Below are 12,459 nucleotides of genomic sequence, written 5' to 3'. Positions count from 1 at the left end.
CGGTCCTCCTCCTCGTCAGGTCTCGCCGGGCATGAGAAACAGCACCGACAGCGGGGGCAGCGTCAGCTCGACCGAGGCCGGCAGGCCCTGATGCGCCACCTCTTCCGCGACGACGCCGCCCAGATTGCCCCGGTTGCCGCCGCCATAGATCGCGGCATCGGTATTCATCACCTCGCGCCAGCACCCGGCCCGGGGCAGCCCCACCCGCACGCCGCTGCGTTCGACGGGCGTCAGGTTGCAAACGATCGCGACCGGCGGATCGCCCTCCTGCCCCTGCCGCAGCCAGGCATAAACCGAAATCTCGGCCGCATTGGCCTCGATCCAGCGGAAGCCGTCGGCCTCGCAATCCTTCACATGCAGCGCGGGCGTCGCGCGGTAAAGCGTGTTCAGATCGCGCACCAGCCGCTGCATGCCGCGATGCCAGTCGGCCCCCAGCACGCCCCAGTCCAGCTCGCCCGCCCGGTCCCATTCGGCGCGTTGCGCGAATTCCTGGCCCATGAACAAGAGCTTCTTGCCCGGATGGCCCCACATGAAGCCGTAATAGGCGCGCAGATTGGCGAATTTCTCCCAGTCGTTGCCCGGCATCTTCGCCAGCATCGAGCCCTTGCCGTGCACCACCTCGTCATGGCTGATCGGCAGGATGAAATTCTCGGAAAAGGCGTAAAGCAGCCCGAAGGTCAGCTGGTGGTGATGGAACTTCCGATGCACCGGCTCGCGCGCGATGTAATCGAGCGTGTCGTTCATCCAGCCCATGTTCCATTTGTAACCGAAGCCGAGCCCGCCCATGTCGACGGGCCGCGACACGCCCGGGAACGACGTGCTTTCCTCGGCCACGGTCATGATGCCCGGCACCTCGCCATAGGCGACCTCGTTCATCCGCTGCAGCATGGCGATGGCTTCCAGGTTCTCGCGCCCGCCATGGACGTTTGGCACCCATTCGCCCGCCTTCCGCGAATAGTCACGGTAGAGCATCGAGGCCACCGCATCGACCCTGAGCCCGTCGACATGGTACTCCTCAAGCCAGTAAAGCGCGTTGGAATAAAGGAAATTCGCGACCTCGTTGCGGCCGTAATTGTAGATCAGGGTGTTCCAGTCGTGGTGGAACCCCTCGCGCGGATCGGCATGTTCGTAAAGCGCTGTGCCGTCGAACTGCACCAGCCCGTGCGGGTCAGACGGGAAATGCGCGGGCACCCAGTCCAGGATGACCCCCAGCCCCTTGCGGTGCGCCGCATCGACCAGATCGCGGAATTCGTGCGGCGGCCCGTGGCGCACGGTCGGTGCGAACAGCCCGACCGGCTGATAGCCCCAGGACCCGTCGAAGGGGTGTTCCGACAGCGGCAGGAATTCGAGATGGGTGAAGCCCATGTCGGCGGCGTAATCGACCAGCTCTTCGGCCGCCTCCTTGTAGGAGAGCGGCCGGTTGCCCTCGTCCGCCTTGCGCCGCCACGAGCCCAGATGCACCTCGTAGACCGAGATCGGCGCGGTGCGGGCATTGTTGCCCGAGCGGTAGGTCATCCAGGCATCGTCGCGCCAGCCATAGCCCGAGATGTCGCGCACGACGCTGGCCGTCTTCGGCGGATGCTCGGCCCCGAAGCCCACCGGGTCGGCCTTCAGCGGCTGGACCGTGCCGTCGGCCCCGAGAATTTCGTACTTGTAGCAGTCGCCCTCGCCGATCCCCGGCAGGAAGATTTCCCAGACCCCGGTCGTACCCCGGCGCCGCATCGGCGCGCGGCGCCCGTCCCAGGCGTTGAAGGACCCGACCACCGAGACACGCCGCGCATTCGGCGCCCAGACCGCGAAATGGGTACCCGCGACGCCCTCGTGGTTGCGGACATGGGCGCCCAGCACCTGCCAGATCCGGCGATGCGTGCCCTCACCCAGAAGGTATTCGTCCAGCTCGCCGATCACCGGGCCGAAGCGGTAGGGATCGTCGAATTCCCAGGTCTGGCCGGTGCCGTCGCTGGCGCGCAGGCGGTAGCCGCCCTTGCCGGGCACCGCGCCGGTGAACAGGTCGGGCGCGTCGGCCCGGCGGGTCAGCGGATGGGCCTTGCCCTCGGCCAGCGCCTCGAGCGTCGCGGCGCCGGGCAGGAAGGCCGCCACGATCCGGCGGCGGCCGACCATATGCGGCCCCAGCACCGAAAACGGATCGTCATGCAGCCCCGCCTGCAGCCGGAGCGCATCCTCGCGGGCCGGAAACGGGTCTTTCGCCGAGGCGGATCTTGCGGAACTCATACCCCGAAGCCTAAGACGGCCGGACCCAAATGCAACGGTCTCGTCATTCCGCGACCAGAGGCACGGTGCCCCAGATGTCGCCCATGTAGCCCCGGATCGTGCGGTCCGACGAGAACCAGCCCGACCGCGCGGTGTTGCAGGCGGCCATCCGGTGCCAGACGTCCGGATCGGCATAGGCCGCCTCGGCCCGGCGCTGGGCGTCCCAATAGGCGGTGAAATCGGAACAGACGAGGAAATAGTCCTGCCCGGTCAGGTTGGCGACCACCCCGCGATAGCGGTGCCGGTCCTTGGGCGAGAACGCGCCCTGGCTGATCGCCTTCAGCGCGCCGCCCAGACGCGGGTCGGCCTGGATCGCCAGCTTGGCGTGGTCGGGCACGGCCCGGCGCGCCTCGACCTCGGCCGCGGTCATGCCGAACAGGAAGAAGTTGCGCGCCCCCACCCGTTCGCGGATCTCGACATTGGCGCCGTCGAGCGTGCCGATGGTCGGCGCCCCGTTCAGCGCGAATTTCATGTTGCCGGTGCCCGAAGCCTCCTTGCCGGCGGTCGAGATCTGTTCGGACAGATCCGCGGCCGGGATCAGCCGCTCGGCGAGGCTGACATTGTAGTTCGGCAGGAACAGCACCTTGAGATAGGGGCTGGTGACCGGATCGGCGTTCAGCACCTCGGCCACGTCATTGATCAGATGGATGATCTCCTTGGCAAAGACATAGCCGGGCGCGGCCTTGCCGGCGAAGATCTTGACCCTGGGCACCCAGCCCGCGCCCGGATTGGCCTTGATCTCGCGCCAGAGCGCGACGGTCTCGAGGATGTTCAGATGCTGGCGCTTGTATTCGTGGATGCGCTTGATCTGCACGTCGAACAGCGCCTCGGGATCGACCCGCACGCCCTGTTCTGCGGCCAGCCAGTCGGCGAAGTCTGCCTTGTTCTCGCGTTTGGCCTTGGCATAGGCGTCGAGAAAGGCCGGATCGGACAGCGACGCCTCGAGCTTTTCAAGCTGTTCCAGATCGTCGACCCAGCCCTCGCCGATGGTCTCGGTGATCAGCCGGCTGAGGCGCGGGTTGGCCGACAGCACCCAGCGGCGCGGCGTGACGCCGTTCGTCTCGTTGACGATCCGGTCGGGATGCAGCCGGTGCAGCTCGGCGAAGACGGTTTCCTTCATCAGATCGGTATGGAGCGCCGAGACCCCGTTGACCTTGTGCGCCATGGTGAAGGCGATCTCGCCCATCTTGACCTCGCCATGCTCGCGCAGCGTGACCCGGCGGCCCGGCATCTCGGCGGCATGGGCCTCGTCGATCCGTTCGATCAGCTGCATGTGGCGCGGCAAGAGCCGGGTCATCAGATCCTCGGACCAGCGTTCCAGCGCCTCGGGCATCAAGGTGTGGTTGGTATAGCTGAGGCAGCCCCGCGCGGTGGCGATGGCCTCGTCCAGCGCCATGCCGCGTTCGTCATGCAAGAGCCGCACCAGTTCCGGCCCGGCAATCGCCGGATGGGTGTCGTTGAGCTGGATCGCGGCCTTCTTCGGCAGATCGGCCAGCGCGCCGCCCTCTTCCTCGAACCGGCGCAGGATGTCGCGCAGCGACGCGGCGGTGAAGAAGTATTCCTGCTTCAGCCGCAATTCCTTGCCCTGCCCGGTGGTGTCGTCGGGATAAAGTACGCGGCTGATGGTCCGCGCCGTCGCCTCGGGTTCGGCGGCGGCGGCATATTCGCCGCGGTTGAACCGCGCCAGATCGAAGCCGTGGAGCGGCTGCGCCGACCACAGCCTGAGCGTATTGGCCCAGCGCCCCTTCCAGCCGATGATCGGCGTGTCGAAGGCCGCCGCGATCACCGCCTCGGCGCCGGTCCAGACCGCGCGGCCGTCCTTCTCGGTGACCTCGCCGCCAAAGCGGATCTCCTGGGCGACGTCGCGGCGTTCGAATTCCCAGGCATGGAACTGGCTCAGCCAGTCCTCGGGCTCCTCGACCTGACGGCCGTCCTGGAAGGACTGGCGGAACAGCCCGTTTTCATAGCGGATCCCGTAGCCGAAGGCGGGGCAGCCGATGGTGGCAAGCGATTCCATGAAACAAGCCGCAAGCCGCCCGAGCCCGCCATTGCCCAGCGCCGCGTCGGGTTCGTTCTGCACCACCGCGTCAAGCTCGAGCCCCAGATCGGCCAGCGCGCCGCGGGCCTGATCCTCGAGCCGCAGGTTGACGATGGCGTCTTCCAGCAACCGGCCGATCAGGAATTCCATCGACAGGTAATAGACGCGCTTGGGCTGCGCCGCACGGGTCGCGCTGTTGGCGGCGAACCAGCGGTCGACCAGCCGGTCGCGCACCGCCAGCGACAGGGCGATCCGCCAGTCGTGAAGGGTGGCATGGCCGGGATCGGTGCCCAGTTCGTAGGCGAGGTGACGCAGGATGGCATCGCGCAGGTCGGCGGCGGTCAAGAGAAGGCCTCCATCAGGGGATTGGACAGGTTGCGGTCCTGCCGCGATATGGAAGGAAAAGGGGCGCCGCTTCAAGCGCGAGTTCTCCAAAGACGTGCAAATGCCCTCTTCCGCGCCAGAGCGGCGCGCGGCAGACCCTTTTCCGGGCAGAGGCCGAAGCGGAGAACTCGGCCCCCGTCGGACGCCCGCTTGCGGTCCCGGCCCTGCGCGCGACGCGGCGCCGCAGAGGGCCGTGGCGTCACGGACCGTCGCGGGGGATGGAGACGCCGTCAGGGGCCGGTATGGTGACGAGACCCGATGCCGGGTCCGGTCCCTGCACGCGGCCGGGTCCGGCGCCTGACGGCGATACGCGCCGCCGCCGGGACGGGAATGGCCATCATGGCGATGAGGCGAGATGCACGTCTTGGTTGAATCTAATTGATAAAATTTAATTGGAAGTTGAGTGAACCTGTGCGACACTCTGTGCGGTTGCAGCGAGACGTCCCGCACAGCCTGAAGCCGGGACCGGGTGGGTTGCGATGCGGCGCCCCCGTTCCGGGCGCCGCTGGGTCAGTACCGACCGGCGCGGGGTCCGCACGGGTCGGCAAATCTCTGGCGGGCCTGTCGCCCGCCGCCCCGACCAAGCCAGGCCCGAGGCGCGCATGCCGACAGGCTTTGAAACGCCAACCGACAGCACAGGCATCATTCCATTGAAGCACACCGCGATACGCAGCCTCGTGACCGGCGGCGCCGGGTTCATCGGCACCCATCTGTGCGAGGCGCTGCTGGCGAGGGGCCATCAGGTCATCTGCCTCGACAATTTCAGCACCGGGCGCGAAAGCAACATCGCGCATCTGCGGGGCGATCCGGCCTTCACGCTGCTTTGCCGCGACGTGACGCAGGCGCTGCAGATCGAGGTGGACGAGATCTACAACCTCGCCTGCCCGGCCTCGCCCGCCCATTACGCCCGCGATCCGGTGCAGACCGTCAAGACGTCGGTTCTGGGCACGCTCAACCTGCTTGAACTGGCCCGCACCACCGGGGCGCGGCTGTTGCAGACCTCGACCTCCGAGGTCTATGGCGACCCGATCGTGCATCCCCAGACCGAGGACTACTGGGGCCATGTCAATCCGATCGGCCCCCGCGCCTGCTATGACGAGGGCAAGCGCTGCGCCGAGACGCTGATCTTCGACTTCCGCCGACTGTACGGCCTGCCGCTCAAGGTGGCGCGTCTCTTCAACGTCTATGGCCCGGGCATGAGCCCCGGTGACGGGCGGGTCGTGTCGAACTTCGCGATGCAGGCGCTTTCGGGAGAGCCGGTCACCATCTACGGCGACGGCCAACAGACCCGGTCTTTCTGCTTCGTTTCGGACATGATACGGGCGCTGATTGCCTTCATGGCGACACCGCCCGAGTTGACCGGGCCGCTCAACCTCGGCAACCCGGCCGAGATGCGGGTGCTCGACCTCGCCGAAACGGTACTGCGGCTGACCGGGTCGCGGTCGGGGCTGGCTTTCCGCCCGCTGCCCTGCGACGACCCGGTGCAGCGCCGGCCCGACATCACCCGCGCCCGCAGGCTGCTGGGCTGGGCGCCGACGGTCGGGCTGGACGAGGGGCTGCGCGCCACGCTGGCCTATTTCGCCGGGCAGTGCGAGCTGGCCCCGATCCCCGCGCTGCGGCCGTTGCCGCCCGACCCGGTCGCGGCCGAAGCCCTGCGCGCAATCTGATCGGCAAGGACGCCGCCCGGCAGGAACGCACCGCGCGCGGAAACGATCCCTGTTCTGGAAGGGGGCGTCGCCGCACCGCGCCCCGACCTGCCTGCCCGACGTGGCATTCAGTCTGCTTTGGCGCGAGTTTCCTTAAAATTGACGCAAAGTTGCGCTGATCTGGCTAGCGCTGGCGCGCGCCGCGCGGGCCGGCACGACCGTCTTTCGCCGAGGTTTCCGTCATGTCCGCCGCCCCCCTGCCCGTCCGCACCGCCTTGGGTTTTGCCGCCAGACTGATGGCGCGGCTGCGCGCGCGCGCTCTGCGTTCCGGCTCCGGCCGGATCGAGATCGCGGCGGCGGCGGTGTCGATGGCGGTGCTGATGGGGCTGATGGGCACGATGACACTGGAGATCCGCGACCGCGAGGACCGGCTGCACGACCTGACCTCGGGCGCGGCGCAAACGGCCCTGGCCCGGTTGGAGACCGAATACAGCGCCTTGCAGAACGTGCTTTTTCTGGCGCAGCAGGACATGGTTCCGCCCGAACGGATCAGGCATCACATCGCCGCTTACCTCCGGCAGGCCGACCTTGTGACCCGGACCGCCCCCTATTCCGACCTCTTGCGCGATTTCGGATTGGGCGAGCAGATCCGGCACATCGACCGGGCGACCCGCCACATGGCCCGGATGGCCGCAGCCGACGATGCCGGGTTGCGCCCCCGCCTGCCCGGCCTCATCGACGAACTCGATGCCATACGAACGCATGTCCACGACCTGTCCTCGCAGGGCGCAGATCTCCTGATGCAGATCCACCTTCGGGCGCATGACCTGATCGACCGGCTCGAGAGCTCGCTGGCACTGATCGCCCTAGCGCTGATCTCGCTCCTGCTGGCCGGCATCGGCGCGCTGCTGCGCCTCGCACAGCAGATGCGCACCCGCAGCGCGTTGCTGCAGGCAAGCTCCTCCCGGCTCAATGCCGTGGTCATGACCGCGCTCGATGCGGTCATCGTGACCGATGAGGACGGGCGCGTGCTGGAATTCAACGCCGCCGCCGAACAGACCTTCGGCTATGCCCGCGACGAGGTCATCGGTCGCAGCGCCACCGATCTGTTGATCCCGCCCGACATGCACGACGCCCACAAGGCCACCCGGGCATACTACCGGGAGGCGCACCGGCGCGGCGAAGTCCAGAGCGGCCGGTTCGAGATGACCTTGCAACGCAAGACCGGCGAGCGGTTCGACGCCGAGCTCTCGGTCACCCATGGCGCCAGCGAGGACGGCCCGATTTCCGTCAGCTTCCTGCGCGACATTTCGGACCGCAAGGCCGCCGAGGCCGAACTGACCGCGGCGCGCGACCGGGCGCTCGCGGGCGAGAAGGCCAAGTCCCGGCTGGTCGCGGTGATGAGCCACGAGATGCGCACGCCGCTGAACGGGCTCCTTGGAACCATGGACCTGATGCAGCGCACACCGCTCGATGCCGAGCAGCGCCAGTATCTGGAGGTCATGGCCTGCTCGGGCGAGATCCTGCTGCACCATGTCGAGGACGCGCTGGAAGCCTCGAGCCGGGATGCCGGGCGGTCCGAGGTCCGCAACGAGGCCTTCGACCTGCCCGCCAAGCTGAGGCACGTGGTCGCCATCCACCAGTCGCTGGCCAGGCTGCGCGACACCCGGCTGGTGCTGGACATCGCCCCCGGCCTCGAAGAGGTCCGCGGCGATGCGCTGCGGCTGCGCCAGATCCTGATCAACCTGATCTCGAACGCGGTCAAGTTCACCCGCGACGGCACGGTCACGATCTCGGCCGCGCGGGCCGCCGACGGCCGGGTCGAGATCCGCGTCGCCGATACCGGGATCGGCATCGCGCCCGAGGATCTGCCGCACATCTTCGACGAGTTCTTCACCGTCGACGCCACCTACGGGCGCGAGGCCGGCGGCACCGGGCTGGGGCTTGCCATCGTCGCCCGCCACGTCCGGCTGCTGGGCGGCGAAATCGCGGTCGAGAGCCGCCCGGGCCGGGGCAGCGTCTTCACGCTGCGGCTGGATCTTCCCGAGACGCGGGCCGAGATCGCCCTGCCCGCCGCCCCGGCGGCCGCTTCGGGCCCGGCGCGGCCGCTCGACGTGCTGGTGGTCGAGGACAACCGCGTGAACCGCTTCGTCGCCCGCCGCCTGCTGGAAGGGCTCGGCCATCGCGTGACCGAGGCCGGAGACGGGATCGACGGCGTGGCGGCGGCCACGGCCCGGCACTACGACGTCATCCTGATGGATATCAGCATGCCCCGCCTCGACGGGGTCGAGGCCGCCCGGCGCATCCGCGCCGCGGGCGGCCCCCAGACCCGGATCGTCGCCATGACCGCGCATACCCTGCCCGCCGACCTGGCGCGGTTCCGCGCGGCCGGAATGGAGGAGGTCGCGCTCAAGCCGGTCTCGCGCAAGCGCCTGGCCGAGCTTCTGGGTGACACGTTCCCCGAGACCGCCGAAACGATCGCGCCCGACGGCTCTCGCCCGGCCGGACCCTGCCCGGACGCGCTGGACAAAACCGGTTCCGAGGTCCCGCCGCTGCTCCGCGCCGCCGGCTGAGCGCCGAATCTCCGCGTTCCGCCGCAGCGGTGACGTCGCGTCCCCGGGCTGCGCACCGGCCGTGCCCAGCCGACAGCGCGACCGCGATATTCCTCTTTTCTTTCATACCCCTTCACGCGCTTTTGCGAGAATTGGAAAAATTCGTCGAAAAGACGACAAAAACCGGTATCATGTCCCCGAGCGTGTGGTCGTAGGGGGGTTTATACGCTGCGTGCCGTTGGGGGACGGCTTGATTCAAGGATGCCGCGCGAAAACGCGACCCGGATTTCAGGGTTTCTTTCGCGCAATTCGACCAAGATCCGGAACCGCAGGGGGCGGACGTTTTCGTTCGGGCGGTCTTTTTTTGTCCTGAGTCCGTTTCCCTCGATCCGCAGCGGCTTTTCACAGCCGAAACCACAGCCAGTGTGAAGCGCGTTCGACGCAGACGGATGAAAAAGCCGCGCGCCGGGCCGCAGGTTGACGAGCCCGTTTTTTCAGGGCCAGCGAGGGACGGAAGCAATGACCTATTATTATGGACACTACCAGAAGCGTTACGAATGGACCGCTTATACCGAGGCCGATCTGCTGGCCTCGAACGACACCAACCTGTCCTGCGGCGACAGCTTCAAGATGCCCGCCTGCGCCACGGTGACGATGGCGACCTATGACGACGACAGCATCCTCTCGGGTGACGAGTATTGCGACGACAACGCCAGCGACTGGAGCGGCCAGGACGCCTATGTGAATGGCGGCCGCGTCGGCGCCCAGCTTTATGCCGAACAGTATCACGTGCTGCGCGGCTCGGACGGGCGGATCTATTACCTGATCGAGATCGAGGTCGAAGGCTATGACGCGCCCGGCAAGGGCGACGACTTCTTCACCTTCTATGGCGCGGTGCCGCCCGCCGGGGTGACGCTGACCGTGGTCCAGACCTGCAATGTCAGCGGCTGCATGATCGACTATGCCTGCCTCGGCGCGGGCTGCGTCGCACCGCCCAACACGCCGCCGACCTTCTCGAACGCGCCCGGCAACTGCATCACCATCGACGAAAACACCACCTTCGTCATCGACCTCGACGCGACCGACGCCGATGGCGATGCGCTGAGCTACGCGGTCATCGGCGGCGCCGATGCGGCGCTCTTCAAGATCGACGCCGCGACCGGCCAGCTCGGCTTCATCGCCCCGCCCGATTACGAGGCCCCGGCCGATGCGGGCGGCGACAACACCTATGAGGTCCAGGTGCGGGTCTCGGACGGCAAGGGCGGCGAAGAGGTCAAGCTGCTGAAGGTCTGCGTCCAGGACGTCGCCGAGGGCGGTTCGGGCAGCTGCACGGTGATCGAGGCCGAGGACATGAGCCTGTGCGGCTACAAGGTCGAGGGCCGCTCGGATGCCTCGGACGGGGCGGGCATCATGCTGTGCGCGGGCTCGGGCTATGCCACGACGACCTTCCACGGCGGCACCGGAAGCTACGACCTTACGCTGACCTACATGGATGAAAGCGACGGCCGCGGCGCCATCGACGTCTATGTGAACGGCTCGAAGGTCAAGACGATCTGGCTCAATGAAAACGGCGACGGCGACGGCGGCGTCGGCAGTTCCTCCTGGTCCAGCGTGACCATCGAGGATCTGTCGCTGAAGGCCGGCGACAAGATCACCCTCAAGGGCTATGGCGATTGCGGTGAATTCGCCCGGATCGACAAGATCGAGATCTGCCAGCCCGCCTGCGAGCCCTGCGTGGTGATCGAGGCAGAGGACATGTGCGCCTACAACTTCGTCGCCGTCCGCGGCGCCGAGGCCTCGGGCGGCGAGCTGGTGCGGCTGGCTTGCGGGACCTGGGGGGCGCTTTCGACCAGCTTCAAGGGCTGCGACGGCACCTACGATCTGCGCGTCTTCGCGCAGGACGAGAATGACGGGCAGTCGACCCTCGTGATCAGGATCAACGGGCAGGAGGTGGGCACCATCCTTCTGGATGGCGATACCGACGGCGCAGGCGACGACAACGGCACCTTCACCGCCTTCAAGATCGAGAACCTCACCGTCCATGCCGGCGACAAGATCGAGATCTACGCCTGCGGCGACGATGGCGAATTCGTGCGGATCGACAAGATCCAGCTCTGCCAGGACGAAGAGCCGGTGCTCGGCGCGCTGGGCGATACGGTCTGGTACGACACCGACCGCGACGGCCTCCAGGACGCGGGCGAGCTGGGCGCGGCAGGCGTTCTGGTGACGCTTCTGAACGGCGATGGCAGCGCGACCGGGCGCACCACCGTGACCGATGCCGATGGCAAGTACCTCTTCGACGGGCTCGAGGCCGGTCAGTATCGGGTGCAGTTCGACGAGGTCGCTGGCTTCGACTTCACCACTGCCGACGCGGGCGACGACGCGCTCGACAGCGATGCCGACCCCGCGACCGGGCTCAGCCACATCATCGATCTTGGCGCGGGCGAGATCGACCTGACCATCGACGCGGGCCTGATCGAGGAGAACCGGACCCCCGAGCCCGAAGACGATGCCGGCCGCGGCTGCGCCGATACCGTGATCGTCGTCGACGTTCTGGGCGATGACAGCGATCCCGACGGCGACACGCTGACCATCACCGAAATCGACGGGCAGGCGATTTCCGAGGGTCAGACCGTCTCGACCGCCGCGGGCGACGTGACGCTCGAAGGCGGAGTGCTGAAGGTGCTGGGCAACGCGAACGCCGCCATCGCCGCGCTCGACATCGGCGAACAGGCGACGGCGGGCTTCAGCTACACCGTCTCGGACGGCAATGGCGGCACCGCCTCGGCCAATGTCGAAATGACCTATTGCGGCGATGCCAACTCGCTGCAGTCGCTGATCGACAGCCTGCCCGAGACGGCCACCTATCAGGTGATCGCGGGCAACGAGGTCTCGCCGATCCAGGATTACGGCTATGACCTGCTGATCACCGGCACCGGCGACGACCGGCTCGACGGGATCGTGTTCGAGAAGGCCTATTGCCTCAGCTTCCAGACGGCGGTCGCAACCGATGGCAGCTTCGCCACCGCCCCCGAGCTGACCGGGAATATCGAAAGCGGCGAGGACGGGTCCGTCTTCGGCGCGACCCAGGTTGGACTGGCCAACGGGTTGGCCGCGGCCGACAATCTCGATCTGATCAACTGGATCATCGCCCAGGACTTCGAAGCCAATTCGGCCGGATCGGTCGATGGCAAGTTCTCTGGCTGGGAAGTCCAGTTGGCGATCTGGGAACTGACCGACACGCTCGACCCCGGGGTCTGGGGCACCGACAGCGTTTCGGATTTCGTGCTCGGGCTCGATCCCGCCTACGGTCAGAGCGCGGATGTGGATTTCCTCGTTCAGCAGGCGCTGGCCAATGGCGAGGGCTTCGTTGCCGGAGACGGCGACATCGCCTCGTTCATCGTCGATCCGGACCCTGTCACTCCGGAAAACGCGCAACCGTTCATCGTCGCCTTCGACTTCGACCAGAACGACTGCCTGTGCTGAACCGGGATACGACTGGCGAGGGCCGGGCAGCCGGCCTTCGACACCGGCGGGACATTCCGCCCAACCCGCAGGCCCCGGCCAA

General features: G+C 67.4%; 5 protein-coding genes. 3 read left to right on the top strand and 2 right to left on the bottom strand.

Features of this window, described 5'->3' with window-relative positions; genetic code table 11:
• Nucleotides 1–15: 15 nt before the first annotated feature.
• Nucleotides 16–2,232 carry a 1,4-alpha-glucan branching protein GlgB gene (glgB, locus tag BYZ73_RS05110; RefSeq protein WP_112315139.1) on the bottom strand — a complete coding sequence of 739 codons (2,217 nt, stop codon included), beginning with the start codon at nucleotides 2,230–2,232 and terminating at the stop codon, nucleotides 16–18.
• A 43-nt stretch (nucleotides 2,233–2,275) separates the two neighbouring features.
• On the bottom strand, nucleotides 2,276–4,654 hold the full coding sequence (locus BYZ73_RS05105) for a glycogen/starch/alpha-glucan phosphorylase (RefSeq protein ID WP_108026366.1): 2,379 nt from the start codon (nucleotides 4,652–4,654) through the stop codon (nucleotides 2,276–2,278).
• A 641-nt stretch (nucleotides 4,655–5,295) separates the two neighbouring features.
• On the opposite strand from BYZ73_RS05105, the gene BYZ73_RS05100 reads away from it, so the two are divergent.
• From BYZ73_RS05100 to BYZ73_RS05090, 3 genes are all read left to right on the top strand, one after another.
• Nucleotides 5,296–6,360, top strand: coding sequence for a UDP-glucuronic acid decarboxylase family protein (locus tag BYZ73_RS05100; protein ID WP_112315138.1), 1,065 nt, complete (start codon nucleotides 5,296–5,298; stop codon nucleotides 6,358–6,360).
• A gap of 221 nt (nucleotides 6,361–6,581) precedes the next feature.
• Complete coding sequence (locus BYZ73_RS05095) at nucleotides 6,582–8,912, top strand: hybrid sensor histidine kinase/response regulator (protein ID WP_112315137.1); 2,331 nt, start codon at nucleotides 6,582–6,584, stop codon at nucleotides 8,910–8,912.
• 498 nt (nucleotides 8,913–9,410) lie between these two features.
• The gene (locus BYZ73_RS05090) at nucleotides 9,411–12,377 is read left to right on the top strand and encodes an SdrD B-like domain-containing protein (protein ID WP_112315136.1); all 2,967 of its coding nucleotides are present in this window, start codon (nucleotides 9,411–9,413) and stop codon (nucleotides 12,375–12,377) included.
• The last annotated feature ends 82 nt before the right edge of the window (nucleotides 12,378–12,459 follow it).

The organism is Rhodovulum viride, assembly GCF_003265965.1.
In the GTDB taxonomy this organism is placed as follows: Bacteria; Pseudomonadota; Alphaproteobacteria; order Rhodobacterales; family Rhodobacteraceae; genus Rhodovulum; species Rhodovulum kholense.
Note: the sequence above shows the minus strand (reverse complement) of the source record. Positions and strands in the feature narration are given on the sequence as shown.

Coding starts and splice junctions, on each gene's coding strand:
- BYZ73_RS05100 (WP_112315138.1), top strand. CDS start 5,296: ATGCCGACAGGCTTTGAAACGCCAACCGACAGCACAGGCATCATTCCA.
- glgB (WP_112315139.1), bottom strand. CDS start 2,232: ATGAGTTCCGCAAGATCCGCCTCGGCGAAAGACCCGTTTCCGGCCCGC.
- BYZ73_RS05095 (WP_112315137.1), top strand. CDS start 6,582: ATGTCCGCCGCCCCCCTGCCCGTCCGCACCGCCTTGGGTTTTGCCGCC.
- BYZ73_RS05090 (WP_112315136.1), top strand. CDS start 9,411: ATGACCTATTATTATGGACACTACCAGAAGCGTTACGAATGGACCGCT.